Here is a 17,880-nt window from a genome sequence, read left to right as displayed (position 1 = left end):
CGGCACGATGTCCTTCCTCCAGCTCGACGGGATCGTCAAGAAATATCCGGGGACGGAGCGCCCCAGCGTCGCGGACTTCACCCTCGGCATCGACCAGGGCGAGTTCGTCTCCCTGCTGGGCCCTTCCGGGTGCGGTAAGACGACGACCCTGCGCATGATCGCCGGTCTCGTCGAGGCGACCTCGGGCCGCATCCACCTGGACGGCAAGGAACTGACCAGGACCCCCGTCCACCAGCGCGGCATGGGCCTGGTCTTCCAGAACTACGCGCTCTTCCCCCACCTGAACGTCGCCCGCAACGTCGCCTTCGGCCTGGAGATGCGCCGCACCTCCAAGGTGGAGGCCAAACGGCGGGTCGAGGAGGCGCTCGACCTGGTCAGGCTGGGTCACCTGAGCGGCCGCCGCATCAAGCAGCTCTCCGGCGGCCAGCAGCAGCGGGTCGCGCTCGCCCGCGCCCTGGTCATCGAGCCGTCGGTGCTGCTGCTCGACGAGCCGCTGTCCAACCTGGACGCCAAACTGCGCGACACCATGCGCGAGGAGATCCGCTCGATCCAGCGCAAGCTGGGCATCACCACCGTCTTCGTCACCCACGACCAGGACGAGGCGCTGGCCGTGTCCGACCGCATCGTCGTCATGTCGGAGGGCGTCATCGAGCAGGTCGGCACGCCCGAGCAGATCTACGAGCACCCCGCCAACCGGTTCGTCGCCAACTTCATCGGCCGCGCCAACCTCTTCGAGGCCGAGATCACGCACACCGCGAACGGCGTCGCCGAGCTCGACGTGGCCGGGCTGGGGCGGCTGCGGGCCGTCGACGACCACGGCGCGAAGGGGCCCGCGACGGTGCTGGTCCGCCCGCACCGTCTGCAGCTGAGCAAGGCGGCCGCCGACGACGCCCACGGCACGGTCGAGACGGTCGTCTACGTGGGCGACTCCATCGAGTACGGCGTGCGGGTCGGGGACGACACCGTGTCCGTCCAGTCCGTGGCCGGCGCGGCGGAGCGCCTGGAGCGCGGCGCGACCGTCCGGCTGTCCTGGCAGGCCGAGGACGCCCTGGTACTGACATGAGTGCGAAGACCCGCTCCGCCCGGCTGACCGTGCTGGGCCTGACGGTGCCGGGGCTGATCGGCCTGGCCGTCTCCTTCGTCCTGCCGCTGGCCTGGCTCCTGCGGATGAGCTTCAACCGCGGGGACTCCACCGGGTTCATCGAGGAGACGTTCACCCTCGACTCGTACGCGCAGTTCGTCGGGGACTCCTACTACTGGGACATGGCGTGGGAGACCACGCTGCTGGGCCTCGGCGTCACGGCGCTGACGATCCTGGTGTCGTACCCGATCGCGTTGTTCCTGGTCAGGACCGAGTCGAAATTCAAGGGCATCCTGGTCGCGCTGGCCGTGGCGCCGCTGCTGACGAGCTCGGTCGTCCGTACGTACGGCTGGCTCGTGCTGCTCGGCAACCAGGGTGTGGTGAACCAGGCGCTCATGGGCGCGGGCCTGGTGGACCAGCCGCTCGCGCTGATCAACAACCGGCTCGGCGTCTACATCGCGCTCGTCGAGATCATGATGCCGTACATGATCCTCTGCCTGCTCGCGGGCTTCGGCCGGTTCAACCCGGAGCTGGAGCACGCGGCGCAGAGCCTCGGAGCCAACCGCTGGCGCACCTTCTGGCGGATCGTGTGGCCGCTCAGCATGCCGGGCGTGCTGACCGGGGCGCTGCTGGTGTTCGTGCTGACGATCAGCTCGTTCGTCACGCCGCGCCTGGTGGGCGGCGGGAAGGTCTTCTACCTGGCGACCGAGATCTACGACCAGGCGACGGCGACGCTCAACTGGCCGTTCGCCGCGGCGATCGCGTTCATCCTGCTCGCGCTCTTCGCCGTCGTCATCGTCATCTACCAGCGGGCGCTGCGGCGCATCGAGGCCCAGTAGGGGGGCGGCGTGACATCCAAGCTCAAGGGCTGGCCGACCAGGGCGGTCGTGACCCTGCTGTACCTGTTCCTCCTGGCGCCCATCCTCATGGTGGTGATCATCTCGTTCGACGCGCAGTCGACGATGTCGTTCCCGCCGCAGGGCTTCACCTTCCAGTGGTACGAGCGCCTGGCCCAGAACGCGGAGTTCATCCACGGGTTCCAGGTGAGCGCCGTGGTGGGTGTGGGAGTGGCGTTGCTGGCGCTGCTGATCGGGGTGCCCGTCGCGGTGGCGCTGACGAGGCACGAGTTCCGGTTCCGCGAGGCCATGTCCGGATTTTTCCTGTCACCGCTGATGGTGCCGGCGATCGTCCTCGGGCTCGCGCTCCTGCTGGTCCTCGCCCCCCTCAAGATCACCGGCACGTACGGCGGGCTCATCGTGGCCCACCTGGCCATCACGGTGCCCTACGTCGTCAGGACCACCTCCATGAGTCTGATGACCATGAACCGGTCCTGCGAGGAGGCCGCCCGCACTCTCGGAGCGTCCCCCTGGCGCACGTTCACCCGCGTGACCCTGCCGCTCATCGCCCCAGGGGTGCTGGCCGGCGGCGTGATCGCCTTCCTCATCTCCTTCGACGAGGCGGTGATCTCCCTCTTCGTCGTCGGCCCGCAGGCCACCACCCTGCCCGTCGAGATCTTCCACTACGTGGAGAGCAGGACAGATCCGCAGATCGCGGCGCTGTCGGTCGTGCTGATCGCCATCAGCGTGTTGTTCATGGTGATCATCGAACGGGCGGCCGGCCTGAAGAGGGTCCTCCGCTAGGACCTCAGCAGATATCAGTTATCGGGAGTTGTTTCATGTTCGTCCGTCATCCGTCCGCCCCCTCGATCGATCCCCGGATCGCCGAGGCCCTGAGCCAGGTCTGCACCTCGACCCTCGGCCACCTGCGTGATCATGGCTTTCCCCGGGGGCTGACGCCCAACGCGCGGCCGCTGAAGTTCGTCGGCACCGCCGTCACCGTGCGCCTGCCGCATCTCGACTCGACCGCCGTGCACGTCGCGGTCGACGACCTGCGGCCCGGTGACGTCCTCGTCGTCGAGCAGAGCGGCGACGAGCAGCGGTCGTGTTTCGGTGGGCTGGTGTCGTTCACGGCCAAGACCAGGGGAGCCGTGGGCGCCGTCATCGACGGGCGGATCAACGACATCGAGGAGATGGCCGGATACGGTTTCCCCGCGTACTCGCGGGGCATCGCCGCCCACACCACGCGGATCTCCGGCATCGAGGGGTCCATCAACGTGCCGGTGTCGATCGGCGGCGTCGTGGTCACGCCGGGTGACGTGGTGTTCGCCGACTCCGACGGGGTGGCGATCCTCGACCCGGCCGAGGCGCTGGAGATCGCGGCGGTGCTGAAGAAGAAGGAGGACGCCGAGATCCCCGCCCGGGAGGCGATCGCGGCGGGCGGCCGCATCTCCGACTACTCGGGCGCGGCCAAGTACTTCGCATGACCGCCGTTCTACAAGGAGTCCAGATGAGCATCAAGATCGCGGTGGCGCAGTTCGGCGCCACCACCGACAAGGAGTCGAACCTCGAGAAGGTGCGCGGGCTGATCGAGCGCGCCGCCGGCGACGGGGCCGACCTGGTCGTGCTTCCCGAGAACGCGATGTACTCCAATCCCGACGTCACCGCCGACATCAGCGGCGCCGTGGAGTCGCTGGACGGCACGTTCGTGGCGGCCGTCGGTGAGGCGGCCAAGCGCCACGGCATCGCGGTCGTCGCGGGCATGACGGAGAAACTGCCGGACAACCCCCGCTCCTCCAACACCGTGGTCGCCTTCGACGCCGACGGCGCCCGCATCGGCGTCTACCGCAAGGTGCACCTCTACGACGCCTTCGGCTACAAGGAGTCCGACCGCATCCAGCCCGCGGAGTTCACGCCGCTGACCTTCCGCATGGGCGGGCTCACGTTCGGGGTGATGACCTGCTACGACCTGCGCTTCCCCGAGATCGCCCGGCTGCTCGTGGACGCCGGCGCGAACGCGGTCATCGTGCCCGCCGCCTGGGTGGTCGGCCCCGCCAAGGAGGACCACTGGACCACGCTGGCCCGCGCCCGCGCGATCGAGAACACGTCCTACCTGGTCATGTCGGGTCAGTCCGGCCCCAACTGCACCGGGCAGAGCATGATCATCGACCCGATGGGCACGATCGTCGCGTCGGCCGGCGAGTCGGAGGGTCTCGCGTCGGGCACCCTGTCGGCCGAGCGGATCGACCAGGTGCGGGCCAAGAACCCCAGCCTGGCCAACCGCCGCTTCACGATCGCCGCCCTCGCGTCCTCGTGACGCGGGACGGGCGCTCACCCGCGGTGCGGCGGCCGCCCTCGCGTCCTCGTGACGCGGGGCGCTCCCGTTGGCCGGCACGCGCCCCCCGCTCGCCGGAGCGCCCGGTCACGCCGGGTCAGCGCAGCGGGTAGCCGTAGCGCAACATCCCCGGGGCGGTGAAGGCCGTGATCAGGCGGCGGCGGGCCGGGCGCATCGCCGACCTCCACTCCTCGTCCGCCTGGAGCGGCACCACGCCCGTACGGATGCGCATCGGGTTGCCCGCGACGCTGTGATCGGCGGGCAGGTCGATCGTGCCGTCACCGAGGAACGGCGTGCCGGCCGACGGCAGCCCGGCGAACTCCAGCACCCTGGACAGCTCACGGTGCGGCCGGGCCACGAAGTCCTCGTAGCGCAGGAGCGTCCACGGGGTGCTGGTCAGGCGGAACGACTCGATGGCGGCGTTGAAGGCCAGCCACTCGGCGGCGGTCTGCGCCGGTGAGTGGGTGGCCATCAGCCGCCCGTTCTTGTCGGCGCGCTGGACCTTGCGCGACCAGGAGTGGACGACGCCGTGCGGGCCTCGTACGAGCTGGACGATGCGCAGGTCGATGCCGGAGACCCGGCGCAGCAGCAGCGCCGAGGTGGGGAACTTGGAGGAGTCGACGATCACCGGGCTCCCGCTGACCTCGGCGATCCCCCGGTAGACGGCGGCCATGGTCTCGGCGTACCGGTGGACGCGCTGGGCGAAGGCGCCCGTGGCGCCGGGCAGGACATAGCGCGGCACGTGCCTGATGCGCATGACGGAGCGGTGCAGCCTGGCCATCTCGGCGGCGTCGACGTTCCGCCAGCCGCCGAAGGCGGCCTGGCCGACCTCCTGCCAGAACGTGCACCGGCGGAATTTCTTGCTGCATCCGCAGAGCTGGTTCTTGGTCACGCCCTGCGTCCAGAGGTAACGCAGTTCGCCGACGCAGGTCGCGCCCTCGGCCGCGCCCAGCGCGCGGGAGACCAGGGTGCTGCCCGACCTTCCGTGGCCTCCGACGAACAGGATGCGGATCGGCTGATGCGGGGGAGTCGGTGCCATGGTCATGCCTGAAAGCGTGGGGAGAGACGGGCTGCGAGGGGGGAAGCGGTTGTGCTCGGGGTCATCCACCCCAAGGTAGGGTCCAACGCCCTCCGGCCGAAACCGCTTCGGCGAACTGGGTCCCGTCACGGTCCCGTCACAAGGAGGTCGAGGCTCGGCGCCGCCGGCATCATGGGTCGGCGAGGAGCCCCGGCCCTCGCCCACGCGAAGAGCCGCCGGCACGGTCGAGATTAACCTTTATTCAAAGCGGCGCCAGTAACCGCTAGTTCCCTTTGTTCTGCACCGGCGGCCGCGGGCCGGTCTCCATGAACTCGGCTCCGGCCGCAATTCCCGCGACTTATGGAGATGTGCTCGCCCGCGCGGCTCGATCGTGCCGGCGGCCCCGTTTCCAATAGGGCGGAGCCGGGTCCGGGCGCGCCCGGTCAGTGGGCCGCTTCGTACTGCTGCACGATGGTGGCGGCGATGCGGCCGCGCTCGCTCACCGGGAGGCCCTGGGCCTTGGCCCACCGCCTGATCTCGGTGGACTTCTCACGGCTGATGGACCGGGACGCGCCGCCGGCTCCGCGCCGCCCGCGGGTCCGCTCGGCGCGGACCGCGCGCGCCTTGGTGATGAAGGGCGCGAGAGCCTTCTCCAACTTCTCCCTGTTGTCGCCGGACAGGTCGATCTCGTAGTTAGTGCCGTCGAGGGCGAACGCGGTGGTTCCCTCGGCTTCACTTCCGTCGATGTCGTCGATAAAAGATTCAACGATGCGCTTCGCCATGATGGTGCTCCAAGGACGCTATGGTTGCAGCGTACTGTAGCCGCCTTCAGCACCATATGCATCGTCCGGGGTCGTGTGAGCCGCGTTTCACATGACCTGTCGCAGGGGTGCCGAGATCGGCGAAGTTGAAAAAATATTCAAGACAGCCCTATTCGTGGGGGGAACCGGCTCCCCGGCGCCGCCGACGACCGGCCCCGTCAGGTCGCCTGGCCGACCGCCGCGCGCGCCGCCATCCGGCGTTCGAACCACAACGAGGTGAACGGCGGCACCGCGCACACCAGGCCCAGCACCACGGCGCCCCGGCTCCAGCCCGCCTCCCGGGCGGAAAGCACCACGCCGAGCGCGTACAACACGAACATCGCCCCGTGGATCGGCCCGAACACCTTCACACCGAGCTCGCCGGTGGCGGTCACGTGCTTGAAGAACATCCCGACCAGCAGGCCCGCCCACGAGCACGCCTCGGCCACCGCCACGACCCGGAACCAACGCAGCACGCTTCCACCTTTCGCACGAACGGAATTCGTACTCTACAGGCTGTAGAGCACGAAACCGTCACCTCAGGAGCGGCGGCAGCGCTAGCGGACCACCCTGTAGCGCAGGTGGGTGGCGTTCGGGCTGTCGATCACCGCGACGTGCTCAAGCTGGAACCGGCCGCCCAGATGCTCGAACAGCCGGGTGCCGCCGCCGAGCAGCACGGGGGCCAGATGGATCTGGATCTCGTCCATGAGGCCCGCGGCCAGGCACTGCTGGGCGACGCTCGCGCCGTGCACGGCGACCACCTTGTCCCCGGCCACCGCCTTCGCCCGCTCCACGGCGCTGTGGACACCGTCGGTGACGAAGGTGAAGACCGAAGGCGCCCGGACCGTCTCCGGGGCCGGCGGGTTGTGGGTGAGCACGAAACACGGCGCCGGGCCGGCCGGGCCGCCGTCCCCCCACCCTCCGTCGCCCTCGGCCAGGTCGTAGGAGAGCCGGCCCATCAGCAGCGCGCCGGCACCCTCGCGCATCCCGTCCAGCAGCTCGATGTCGCGCGGGTCCGGCTCGTGCAGCCACCTGTGCAGGACCTCGCCGCCGTCTCCCAGCTGCTGCTCGCGGGTGACGTTCGGCCCGGTGACGAACCCGTCCAACGACATCGAGATTCCCGAAACGACCTTGCTCATGACAGTTCCTTCCTTGGTGAAGCCCGGTCCTCGGTGCGGCACCTCGGACGAGACGCTCGCCAGCCTGTCGGAACGCGGTGGCAGTGTTGTGTCAGTCGGGTGAAACCCGCCGCCGCCAGGAAGGGAACGATCCGCGTGTTGACCGTCGAGCTGCTCGGGCAGCTGCGCGTCTCGGTGTCCGGACGGCCGGTCGAGCTGCCCGCCGGGCGGCTGCGGGCGCTGCTGGCCGTGCTGGCGCTGTCCGCGGGCCGGGTCGTCCCGGTGGACAGGCTGGCGAGCGCGGTGTGGGGCGCCGACCAGCGCGGCGACCCGCGGGCCAACGTCCGTACGAACGTCAAGCGGTTGCGCCGCGCCCTGGGCACCTCCGCGGGCCAGCTGATCGTGGCCAGGCCGGGCGGCTACCTGCTGTCCGCCGAGCCTGACCGCGTGGACGCGCTCCGCTTCGGCCGCCTGCTCGACGAGGCCGCGGCGGCGCGCGACCGGGTGGTCGAGCGGTCGCGGGTCGCCGCCGCGCTCGGCCTGTGGCGCGGCACCCCCTTCGACGGGATCCGCTCGGACTGGCTGGAGCAGTCCGTGGCGCCGGCGCTGCAGGAGCGGTACCTGACCGCGTGGGAGCGGCGGATCGACCTGGACCTCGCCGGCGGGTCGTGCCCCGACCTGACCGAGCCCGCCGACCTGGCTGAGCGGCACCCGCTGCGCGAATCCCTCTGGGTGCGGCTGCTCCGCGCTCTGGAGGCGGCCGGCCGCCCCGCGGAGGCGCTGGAGCGCTACGAGACGATCCGGCGCCGGCTCGCCGCGGAGCTCGGCGCCGATCCCAGCCCCGAACTGCGGCAGGTCCACGCCGACCTGCTCGCGGGCAGAGCCGCGCCCAGCGGACGCGTGGTGCCCAGGCAGCTGCCCGCCGTCCTCGACGGGTTCGCCGGGCGGGAGCCCGAGCTGGCGGCCCTCGACGCGCTGCTCGGCCCGCTGGACGAGCCGAGGTCCGGGTCGGCGCTGATCGCCGTGATCGCCGGCACGGCCGGCGTCGGGAAGACCACGCTCGCCGTGCACTGGGCGCACCGGGCCGCCGGCGCGTTCCCGGACGGCCAGCTCTACGCCGACCTGCGCGGCTACGACCCCTCATGCGAGGCCGTACGACCGGAGGCGGCCGTCCGCGAGTTCCTCGGCGCGCTGGAGGTGCCGCCGCACCGGATACCGGACGGACCGGCCGCGCAGGCCGGGCTCTACCGCAGCCTGCTGGCCGGGCGGCGCATGCTCGTGGTGCTGGACAACGCCCGCGACGCCGCACAGGTCGCTCCGCTGCTGCCCGGCGCACCGGGATGCCTGGTGCTGGTCACGAGCCGTGACCACCTCGCCGGGCTGGTCATGACGTACGGCGCCCATCCGCTCACCCTCGGCCTGCTGCCGCCGGACGAGGCCCGCCGGTTGCTGGCCCGCCGGCTCGGCCATGACCGGATCGCCGCCGATCCCGAGGCCGCCGGCACCATCGTCCGCCGCTGTGCCGGGCTGCCGCTGGCGCTGGCCATCGTCGCCGCCCGCGCCGCGATTCACCCCGCGCATCCGCTCGGCGAGCTGGCCGGCGAGCTCCGGGACGCCCTCGGTGCGCTCGACCGTGCCGCCGACGTACGAACGATCTTCTCGTGGTCGTACGAGACGCTCGGCGACGAGGCGGCGGCGCGGTTGTTCCGGCTGGTCGCCGGGCTGCATCCCGGTCCTGGCTGCACGATCGACGCCGCCGCCAGCCTGGCGGGCGTCCCGGTCTCGCGCGTACACGCGCCGCTGGCCGAGCTGACCCGCGCCAGCCTGCTCGCCGAGCACGCCCCCGGCCGCTACTCGTGCCACGACCTGCTGCGCGCCTACGCCTCCGAGCTCTGCCTCGCCCGCGACGACGACCGCGACGCCGCGCTGCGCCGCCTCACCGACCACTACGCGCACACCGCGTACGCCGCCGCGCTGCGCCTCCACGGGCCCGTCGAGATCGAGCCTCCCGCAGCGCCCCTGCCCGGTGTCTCCGTCACCGGCTTCGAAGGGTCTGACGAGGCGATGCACTGGCTCACGGCCGAGCGCCCCGCCCTGCTCGCCGTCCTGAAGCTCGCCGCCGGCCTGGGGCTCGACCGGCACGTCTGCGATCTGGCCCGGGCGTTGTTCGTCTACCTGCACCGGCGCGGGCGCTGGCACGACCGGGCCGAGACCCAGCGGGCCGCCGTGGCCGCCGCCCGGCGGCTGGGCGACCGGGCGGAGGAGATCCGCGCGCGCCGCAACCTGGCCGCCGCGCTGGCCGACCTGGGCCGCTTCGACGACGCCCACCGCAACCTCGACGCCGCACTGGAACGATCAGGTGACGACCCGGCCCACCAGGCGTGGACGCACCACTATCGCGGCCACGTCCATGCTCTCCAGGGCCGCGACGCCGACGCCCTCGATGCCGCCAGCCGCGCCCACGACCTCTTCGCCCGGCTGGGCGACCGCTCAGGCCAGGCCATCGCGCTCACCGACCTCGGCCTCCACCACGGCCGCCTGGGAGACCACGGGCAGGCGCGTGAGCTGTGCGAGCAGGCCCTGGCCCTGCACCAGGAGCTCGGCAACCGGCCCTACCAGGCCCACACGTGGTCGTGCCTCGCCGACGCCCACCTCCGGCTGGGCGACACCGCCGCCGCGATCGCCTGCCACCACCGCGCGCTCGCCCTGTTCCGGGCACTCGGCGACCCGTACGCCGAGGCCAGTACCCTCGCCCACCTCGGCGCCTGCCACCGTCTCGCGGGCGACCACGCGGCCGCCCGCGAGCACTGGCGTCACGCCCACCTTCTCCTCGGCGACCTCGACCCCTCGACCACCGACCAGGTCCGCGCCCAACTGGCCGCCCTTGACGAACGTGCCGCCGCCACCTTCTCCGCCACCCGCCCCGACGGCGCCCGCCCCGACGGCGCCCGCCCCGACGGCGCCCGCCCCGACGGGGCCCGCCCCGACGGCGTCCGTCCCGACGGGGCCTTTCCCGGGGTCGCCGGGTCGGCGTGACGGGGTGCGAGGGCCGGGGTCAGGGGCGGTCCGCCACGGCGGCGGCGAAACGCGAGGCGAGCGCCGCGACCGCGGCCCGGAGCTCCGGCCCGCCCTCGACCCGGAAGGCGAGCGGCACGCAGGCCAGCCACTCCTGCGCGTACATCGCCGGATTGCCGGTGCTCCCGGTGAGCACGCACCCGTCGCCCGACGGTTCGAGGCGTCCCATGGGCGGCCGGATCCAGGGCGCCACCTCGGCGGGCGGGGCGTCGAACACCACGCGGGTGGGGAACTTCCATCCCGTGCCCAGGTTCTCCTCCAGCGCCGCGACCGGGTCGAGGTCGCCGGGCGGTTCGAACGTGTACGCGGTCTGCCGGACGGCGTGGATGCGGTCGACCCGGTAGGTGCGGATCGCGTCCGCGCGGTGGGAGCGGCACAGGAGATACCAGCGCCCATGGCGGACGACGACCGCCCAGGGATCGACATCGGCCTCCCACTCGTTGCCGGACTCGCTCCGGTAGGTGATCACGAGGCGGCGCCGGCCCGCGGCGGCGGCGACGAGCGTGCCGGTGGTGGCCGGGTCAGGGCGGGCGGAGCGCGGGTCGGGCGCGGCCGACGCGTGCGCGCGCAGCGCCGCCGCCTGCCGGCCGACGCTCTCGGGCAGCGCACGGATGACCTTGCTCAGGGCGGCGCCGACGAGGTCGTCGACGTCGGTGGCGGCCGGTTGGCCGTCGAGCACCGCCATGACCAGGCCCAGGGCCTCGGGCTCGGTGAAGGCGACCGGAGGCAGCCGCGTCCCGCGCCCGAGCCGGTAGCCGCCGTAGGGGCCTCTGGCCGATTCGACGGGGATGCCCGCCTCCCTGAGGATCCCGACGTACCGGCGCGCGGCCCGCTCCGTCACTCCCAGGGTGGCGGCGAGCTCGCCGGCCGTCACGCCGGGCCGGGCCTGGAGGGTTTCGAGGGTGCGCAGGGCGCGCGCGGTTGGGCTGAGGTCGGCCGGCACACGAGCAGACTAGGTGGTCACGGTGGGAACCGGAAGTACATCGTCCGGAATCGGTCCTATCGTGAGGTCGCTGCAGCGAACGTCCGTACTGGAGAAAGAGGACTGACATGGACATCGTGCTCATCGGCGGCCTGTGGCTCGACGGATCCGCGTGGGACGAGGTCGTGCCCGAGCTCAGGGCGCTCGGTCACCGCCCCGTGCCGGTCGCACTCCCGGGCCAGGGCGACGGATCCGCCTCGGCCACGCTCGACGACCAGGTGGCGGCGGTGCTCGCGGCCGTCGACGCGGCGCAGGGAAGGCCGATGGTGGTGGGTCATTCCGCCGCCTGCACCCTGGCGTGGCTGGCCGTCGACGCTCGGCCGGAGCAGGTCGCCAAGGTCGTCCTCGTCGGCGGTTTCCCGGCCGCCGACGGCGACCGTTACGCCGACTTCTTCGAGGTCGAGGACGGCGTCATGCCCTTCCCCGGCTGGGGGCCGTTCGAGGGGCCGGACTCCGCCGACCTCGACGAGGAGGCGCGGCTGCGCTTCTCGGCCGCCGCGGTCCCCGTGCCCGAGGGAGTTTCCAGGGGGGTGGTTCGGCTGACGGACGAACGACGGTGGGACGTCCCGGTCGTCCTCGTGTGCCCTGAATACACCCCCGCCCAGGCTCGGGAGTGGCTCGACGCCGGCGACCTGCCCGAGCTCGCCAGGGCCAAGCACGTCGACCTCGTCGACCTCGACTCGGGCCACTGGCCCATGATGACGAGGCCGGCCGAGCTCGCCCGGCTCCTCGCCGAGGCGGCCGCCGCGACCGGGAGCTGATCGAGCGGCGCGAAGCGCGGGCAGGGCGTAGCCTCACGTCAGGCCTCCGGCGACCGGCCCGACGCGCCACATCTCGATGGGAGACACCGCATGACGTCCATTCCCCCGGTCACCCTGGACGACGTCCGCGACGCCGCGGCCAGGATCGAGGGCGTCGCGCACCGCACCCCGGTGCTGCGTTCGCGGACCCTGGATCGGCTGGTGGGCGCCGAGGTGTTCCTGAAGTGCGAGAACTTCCAGCGCGTGGGCGCGTTCAAGTTCCGCGGCGCCTACAACGCCGCCTCCCGCCTGCCGCGCGAGCAGCTGGTCAAGGGCGTCGCGGCCTACTCCTCGGGCAACCACGCCCAGGCCGTCGCCCTTGCCGCCAGGGAGCTCGGCACCACCGCGGTGGTGCTCATGCCCGAGGACGCCCCGCCGTCGAAGATGGAGGCGAGCGCCGGCTACGGCGCCGAGATCGTCACCTACGACCGCTACACCGGTGACCGCACCGCGCTCAGCGCGGAGCTCGCCGCCGAGCGGGGCCTGGCCCTGATCCCGCCCTACGACCACCCGCACGTGATCGCGGGGCAGGGCACGGCGGCCCTCGAACTGCTGGAGGACGCCGGGCGGCTCGACCTGCTCCTCGCCCCGGTGGGCGGCGGCGGGCTGATCGCCGGTTGCGCCACCGCCGCCAAGGGCCTGCACCCGGGCATCCGCGTGATCGGCGTCGAGCCGGAGGCCGGTGACGACACCAAACGTTCCCTGGAGGCGGGCCGGCGCGTCACCATCGACGTGCCGCGTACCATCGCCGACGGCCAGGCCGTGCCGACGCCGGGCGAGCTGACCTTCTCGATCAACCAGCGCCTGGTCGAGGCCGTCGCGCTGGTCACCGACGACGAGATCCGCCAGGCCATGCGCTTCGCCTTCGAACGCCTGAAGATAGTCGTCGAGCCGAGCGGCGCCGGCGGCCTGGCGGCCCTGCTCGCGGGGCGCGTGGAGCAGCCGCTCGGCCGGGTCGGCGTCGTCATTTCGGGCGGCAACGTCGACGCCCGGCGCTTCGCCGAGCTGTGCGGGCCCTGACCCGGCGGCGGCTCACAGCTGGTTGCTGATGGGCAGCGGCACGTCCGGCACGGGCTGCGCGAGGAGCTGGCGGACCTCCTCCGCCGCGAGGAGGTAGGCGTCCTCCAGAAGGCGCAACGACCGCTGCCAGGACTCCCGCGCGTCGTCGTGCCGGCCGAGGTCGTACAGCGTCTGGCCGAGCCACCAGCAGGACACCGCCTCCCCGAGCCACTGGCCGGTCTCGTGCTGGAGCCGGATGGCCTCCCGATAGTGGCCGACCGCCTCGGTGAGCCGGCCCGCCGCCCGGCAGGCGTCGGCGAAGGTGTCATGCCCTATCGCTTCCCCGGACGGGATCTTCAGATCGGCCCAGAGATCCAGGACCAGGCGAGCCTCCTCGATCGCTTCTTCGAACCTCAGCTGCCGGTAGAGGACGTGCACGCGGTTGTTGCGGACGGACGCCTCGTGGTCGCGCCGGCCGCTCTCCCGGGTCAGGGCGAGGCCGCTGTCCAAGGCGGCCAGCGCGTCGTCGAACCTCCGGAGCATGGTGTAGGTGATGCCGAGGTCGTTGTACGTCCCCGCCTTGTAGGAGGGCTGGTCCGTACGATCCCAGCAGGCGAGGGCTTCCTTCAGGTGATGGACCGAGGCCGCGAAGTGCCCTTGCTCCTGGAAGACCGAGCCGATGCTCGAGTGCCCCAGGGCCAGGCCCACCCAGTCGCCACGCCGCTCCGCGATGTCCAGCGACTTCCGCAACAGCCCGGGGAGTTCCGTGTGCCATCCCTTGCGCCAGAAGAGCCCGTGGACGGCCTGAGAGAGACCGATCGCGGTGCGGGGGGCGCCGGTGTCGGCGGCGGCCTGGTGGGCGACGGCGAGGAGGTTGTCCCGCTCTCTATCGACCCATGCGATCGCTGCTTCGACGGTGGAGAGGTCGGCGCCGCGCCCGTCGGCCGGGTACGCCTTGATGGACCCGTCCGAGACGGGATCGAGCAGCAGGCTGGCGGTCTGGGCGGTGGCCAGGTAGTGCTGGAGGCCGCGGCCGGCCGCGGTGGCGCGTTCGGGGGCGGGGATGTCGAGGACGGCCCGCTCGCGGGCGTAGAGACGGACCAGATCGTGCATCCGGCAGCCGCCGTGCCCCGCGGGCTCGAGGATGCGGGCGTCGAGGAGGCGGTCGAGCGCGGCTTCCGCCCTGCGCTCCGGCCACTCGACCAGGGCGGCGGTGGCGGCCGGGGTGAAGGTGGGGGTGTCGAGGAGGCCGAGGAACGTGAGCAGGTGGGCGGCGTCGTGGCCGGCGGGCTCTTCGCGGAGGTGGTGGTGGCTGACGGCGATGCAGGCGCGGACGGCCAGGTCGGCGTGTTCGAGGGCGTCCAGGCGGCGGGTGGCGTCGGTGAGGCGGTCCGCGAGGTAGGAGAGCGTCCAGTCGGGGCGCGCGGCCAGGCGTGCCGCCGCGATGCGGACGGCCAGGGGGAGGCCGCCGCACAGCCGTACGATCTGCTCGGCGGCGTGCGGCTCGGCCTGGACGCGGCCCGGGCCGGCGATGCGGGCGAGCAGGGCGGTGGCGTCGGCGTGGTCGAGCCCCGTCAGGTGGAGGTGGTTCGCGTTGTCGAGCGAGACCATGGCCTGCCGGCTGGTGATGATGACCGCGCAGGCGTCGCCGGCGGGGATGAGCGGCCGCACCTGCTGGGCGTTGCGGGCGTTGTCGAGGATGATGAGCAGGTTGCGGTTCGCCGTGAGGGAACGGTAGCGGGCCGCGGCCTCCTCCAGGTCGGCCGGCACGGCTGAGCCGTCCAGGCCCAGGGAGCGCAGTAACTGGCCGAGCGCTTCGATGGGCTGCACCGGCTGGAGCCCGGCGGTGGCGCCGTTCAGGTTGACGTACAGGACTCCGCCGGTGAAGCGGTGGGCGATGGCGTGGGCGGCGTGGACTGCCAGGGCCGATTTGCCGATGCCGCCGGCGCCGTCGATCGCGGCGATGGCCGGCGCGCCGGGGGCGGCGTCGGCGACCGCCTTGTCGAGCCAGGCGATCTCGGTGGCCCGGGCGGTGAAGACCCGCGTGTCGGCGGGCAGCTCGGCCGGGACGCCCGGCGCGCCGGGCTGCTGGGCGGCGAGGTCGAGCGCCGGGTCCCTGGCCAGCACCGCCTGCTGGAGCCGGCGCAGCGTGTCTCCCGGCTCGACGCCCAGCTCATCGACCGTGACGCGCCGGGCCTCCTGGTACGCCGCGAGCGCGTCGGACGGCCCGCAGGCCCGGTAGAGCGCCAGCATCAGCTGAGCGCGGAGGCGTTCCCGCAGGGGATGCGCCTTGACGTGGGCGGCGAGCTCGGCCGCCACGTCCTGGTGTTCGCCTGCGGCCAGGCGCAGGTCGACGTGGTCTTCCTGAGCCGTGAGGCGCTCCTCGTCCAGGCGGGCGGCCTCGATCTGCGTCCAGGGGGCCGACATGCCGGTCAGCGCGGCGCCCCGCCACAGGCCGAGGGCCTGCCGGAACAGACTGCCCGCCGTCGTGCCGTCACCCCGGTCCCGGGCTTCCCTGGCCTGGCGGACCAGGCGGGAGAACAGGTGGGCGTCGACGTTCTCCGGGGCGAGGTTCAGCCGGTAGCCGCCGGGGACGGTCGTGATGACGTCGTCGTCCAGTAGCTCGCGCAGCTTCGACACCACGATGTGCAGCTGTTTGCCGGCGGTGGACGCCGTGCTCTCGCCCCAGACGTCGGTGAGGAGCCGTTCGGTGGAGACCGGGTGCCCGGCGTTCATGGCCAGACGGGCCAGGAGCCCGATTCGGCGCTCCCCGGCCAGCTTCAGCGGCTCACCGTCGACTGTGACCTCGAACGGCCCAAGAACCTTGATGCCCAGCCCCATCGGAGTGCTCCCGTCCCTCGTTCGGTGTGGACATTATGGGAGCTCTCCACCCTGGATGAGGCTGGCTCGGGCCTTTCCGCCCGCGCGCGAGACGACGTTTCCGTGTCAAGCATGCCGCCTGATACGGATCTCTGATCATCCGCACCGGAGACACGGACGATCAGTAGGTTTGTCGTGTGGCTGATAACCGTGCATCGTTAGCGCTGTCCGATCGGTACGTGCTGCTGGATCGCCTCGGCAGCGGAGGCATGGGGACCGTGTGGCGCGCGACCGACCGGCTCCTGGACCGCACCGTCGCCGTCAAGGAGACGCATGTCCGGGCCACGGGCGTGAAGGGCGCCGAGCATGCGGCCCGGGCGCGCAGGGAGGCGCACGCCATCGCCCGCATCTCCCACCCCAACGTCGTCAACATCCACGACCTGGTGGACCACGATCAGCGGTTGTGGCTGGTGATGGAGTACGTGGACGGGCCCTCCCTGAAGGAGCATGTCGCTTCCAACGGCCCGATGGATCCCGCCGCCGTCGCCGGGATCGGCCTGCAACTCCTGTCGGCTCTCGATGCCGTGCACGCGGCCGGCGCGCTGCACAGGGACGTCAAGCCGGGCAACATCCTGCTGCGCCGCGACGGCAGGGTGGTCCTCTGCGACTTCGGCATCGCGGCGCTGGCCGGAAGCGAGTCGCTCACCGCGAGCGGCGCGGTGGTGGGGTCGTTCGAGTACATCGCCCCTGAACGGGTGAGCGGCCTGCCGGTGGGGCCGCCCAGCGATCTGTTCTCGCTGGGCGCCACCCTGTGCGTGCTGCTGTCCGGCCGTTCCCCGTTCGCCCGCCCGGAGCCCGTCGGCGTGCTGAACGCCGTCATCAGGGACGAACCGGATATCCCGGCAAGCGCGGGACCGCTGCGTCCCGCGCTCGAAGCACTGCTGCGGAAGAACCCGGCCGATCGTCCCTCCGTCGAGCAGGCGAGCGAGATGCTGCGGCCCCTTGCCGCGACGGCGCCGGGCACGCAGCACTTTGCGATGGGCGGCGCCGTTCCGCGCCGGCGGGTGCTCGGCGTGGCGGCGGTTTCGGCGGTCGTCCTGGTCGCTGCGGCCGTCGGAGCGGGTGTGCTGATGAGCCGCTCGGAAGCCGGCGCCGGCGCGGAGGGGACCGCCACGAACTCGCCGGCCACCACGTACGCCTCCCCCACCGACGCGGCGGGGACGGCGAACGCCACCCACCCGACCCGCACCGACGCGGTGCTGCCGATGCCTGACGATCCCAGCCTCAAGGCCCCCGGCTACTACTGGATGTTCTCCGGTGACCGCTACATCAGGGCCCGCATGTCGGCCTCGGGCTACCCGGTGCGCGAGCGCCTGTCCGAGCCCTCGTCACTCGACGCGTGGAAAGACACGTTCCGGAGCCTGCCGGGCTTCCGGGACCGGATCGACGCGACGCTGCGCGTCCCCGGCTCCCGCGACGAGTACTGGGTCTTCTCCGGCAGCCAGTATCTCCGCATGCGGATCGCCGGCGCCGAGGACGGGTACGCCGACACGCTGGTGGCGGGTCCGAGGCCGCTGCGCGACTGGGAGAGCGCCTTCGGCGGCCTTCCTGACGGCGGCATCGACGCGGTGGTGCGCACGCCGGACGACCCGAAGCAGTACTGGGTGTTCGCGGGCGACCAGTACGTCAGGACCAGGCTGGACGGCGAAGGACCCGGCGGCGAGGTCACCAACGGGCCGTCGGGCCTCGACGGGTGGGCCGGCACGTTCTTCAAGCACGCCGCGTTCAGGCACGGGATCGACGCGGCGATGCCCGTGCCGGGAAAGAGGAACGACTACTGGGTGTTCTCCGGCACCCAGTACATGAAGATCCGCGTCGCCGACGGAACCTACGCCGACACGGTGGTCGACGGTCCCGGGACCCTGCGCGACTGGAGCACCCTGGGGTGACCGTCAGCCGTGACGTGCCGGAAGCCGCGGACGGGTGGTGAGAGCCCCGTGGCCGGTACGGCTGTCG

The 17,880-nt window shown here is 72.3% G+C and carries 15 protein-coding genes; 9 read left to right on the top strand and 6 right to left on the bottom strand.

The features are described 5' to 3' along the window. Window positions 1–7 precede the first annotated feature (7 nt). Genes ABGA98_RS19415 through ABGA98_RS19395 form a run of 5 tightly spaced genes read left to right on the top strand, consistent with a single transcriptional unit; the run spans window position 8 to window position 4,234 of the window. Window positions 8–1,063, top strand: a complete 1,056-nt coding sequence (locus ABGA98_RS19415; RefSeq protein WP_347619735.1) for an ABC transporter ATP-binding protein — start codon at window positions 8–10, stop codon at window positions 1,061–1,063. Further along, window positions 1,060–1,920 (top strand): ABC transporter permease, encoded by an 861-nt coding sequence (locus tag ABGA98_RS19410; RefSeq protein WP_347619734.1) that lies wholly within the window; start codon window positions 1,060–1,062, stop codon window positions 1,918–1,920. Before ABGA98_RS19415 ends, ABGA98_RS19410 begins: the two co-directional genes overlap by 4 nt. Window positions 1,921–1,929: 9 nt before the next feature. Then, window positions 1,930–2,721, top strand: a complete 792-nt coding sequence (locus ABGA98_RS19405; RefSeq protein WP_347619733.1) for an ABC transporter permease — start codon at window positions 1,930–1,932, stop codon at window positions 2,719–2,721. A 35-nt stretch (window positions 2,722–2,756) separates the two neighbouring features. Continuing rightward, on the top strand, window positions 2,757–3,404 hold the full coding sequence (locus ABGA98_RS19400) for an RraA family protein (protein WP_347619732.1): 648 nt from the start codon (window positions 2,757–2,759) through the stop codon (window positions 3,402–3,404). Window positions 3,405–3,427: 23 nt separating this feature from the next. After that, window positions 3,428–4,234 (top strand): carbon-nitrogen hydrolase family protein, encoded by an 807-nt coding sequence (locus ABGA98_RS19395; protein WP_347619731.1) that lies wholly within the window; start codon window positions 3,428–3,430, stop codon window positions 4,232–4,234. A 115-nt stretch (window positions 4,235–4,349) separates the two neighbouring features. Here the strand turns inward: ABGA98_RS19395 and ABGA98_RS19390 are convergent, their stop codons facing one another. The 4 genes from ABGA98_RS19390 to ABGA98_RS19375 all read right to left on the bottom strand — a co-directional run bounded on the left by ABGA98_RS19390 (window position 4,350) and on the right by ABGA98_RS19375 (window position 7,209). Continuing rightward, complete coding sequence (locus ABGA98_RS19390) at window positions 4,350–5,297, bottom strand: sulfotransferase (protein WP_347619730.1); 948 nt, start codon at window positions 5,295–5,297, stop codon at window positions 4,350–4,352. A 416-nt stretch (window positions 5,298–5,713) separates the two neighbouring features. Continuing rightward, window positions 5,714–6,052 carry an Lsr2 family protein gene (locus ABGA98_RS19385; RefSeq protein WP_347619729.1) on the bottom strand — a complete coding sequence of 113 codons (339 nt, stop codon included), beginning with the start codon at window positions 6,050–6,052 and terminating at the stop codon, window positions 5,714–5,716. Between the two features lie 197 nt (window positions 6,053–6,249). Beyond that, window positions 6,250–6,546, bottom strand: a complete 297-nt coding sequence (locus tag ABGA98_RS19380) for a DUF3817 domain-containing protein (RefSeq protein ID WP_347619728.1) — start codon at window positions 6,544–6,546, stop codon at window positions 6,250–6,252. Window positions 6,547–6,627: 81 nt separating this feature from the next. Then, window positions 6,628–7,209, bottom strand: coding sequence for a dihydrofolate reductase family protein (locus tag ABGA98_RS19375; protein WP_347619727.1), 582 nt, complete (start codon window positions 7,207–7,209; stop codon window positions 6,628–6,630). 99 nt (window positions 7,210–7,308) lie between these two features. Here ABGA98_RS19375 and ABGA98_RS19370 point away from each other — a divergent pair, with 99 nt between their 5' ends. Next, window positions 7,309–10,224: a BTAD domain-containing putative transcriptional regulator gene (locus ABGA98_RS19370; protein ID WP_347619726.1), complete on the top strand. Its 2,916-nt coding sequence runs from the start codon at window positions 7,309–7,311 to the stop codon at window positions 10,222–10,224. 19 nt (window positions 10,225–10,243) lie between these two features. Here the strand turns inward: ABGA98_RS19370 and ABGA98_RS19365 are convergent, their stop codons facing one another. Continuing rightward, window positions 10,244–11,206: a WYL domain-containing protein gene (locus tag ABGA98_RS19365; RefSeq protein ID WP_347619725.1), complete on the bottom strand. Its 963-nt coding sequence runs from the start codon at window positions 11,204–11,206 to the stop codon at window positions 10,244–10,246. A 107-nt stretch (window positions 11,207–11,313) separates the two neighbouring features. On the opposite strand from ABGA98_RS19365, the gene ABGA98_RS19360 reads away from it, so the two are divergent. Both ABGA98_RS19360 and ABGA98_RS19355 read left to right on the top strand, forming a co-directional pair. Further along, window positions 11,314–12,006 carry an alpha/beta hydrolase gene (locus ABGA98_RS19360; RefSeq protein WP_347619724.1) on the top strand — a complete coding sequence of 231 codons (693 nt, stop codon included), beginning with the start codon at window positions 11,314–11,316 and terminating at the stop codon, window positions 12,004–12,006. A gap of 90 nt (window positions 12,007–12,096) precedes the next feature. Further along, the gene (locus ABGA98_RS19355; protein ID WP_347619723.1) at window positions 12,097–13,065 is read left to right on the top strand and encodes a threo-3-hydroxy-L-aspartate ammonia-lyase; all 969 of its coding nucleotides are present in this window, start codon (window positions 12,097–12,099) and stop codon (window positions 13,063–13,065) included. Window positions 13,066–13,077: 12 nt separating this feature from the next. Here ABGA98_RS19355 and ABGA98_RS19350 read toward each other — a convergent pair whose 3' ends face one another. Beyond that, window positions 13,078–15,885 (bottom strand): BTAD domain-containing putative transcriptional regulator, encoded by a 2,808-nt coding sequence (locus tag ABGA98_RS19350; RefSeq protein ID WP_347619722.1) that lies wholly within the window; start codon window positions 15,883–15,885, stop codon window positions 13,078–13,080. Between the two features lie 218 nt (window positions 15,886–16,103). Between ABGA98_RS19350 and ABGA98_RS19345 the strand changes: the two genes are divergently transcribed. Further along, window positions 16,104–17,813: a protein kinase gene (locus ABGA98_RS19345; protein WP_347619721.1), complete on the top strand. Its 1,710-nt coding sequence runs from the start codon at window positions 16,104–16,106 to the stop codon at window positions 17,811–17,813. The last annotated feature ends 67 nt before the right edge of the window (window positions 17,814–17,880 follow it).

The sequence above is a fragment of the Nonomuraea sp. B1E8 genome, from assembly GCF_039871515.1.
Lineage (GTDB): Bacteria > Actinomycetota > Actinomycetes > Streptosporangiales > Streptosporangiaceae > Nonomuraea.
This window is presented reverse-complemented; position numbering and strand designations above follow the sequence as displayed.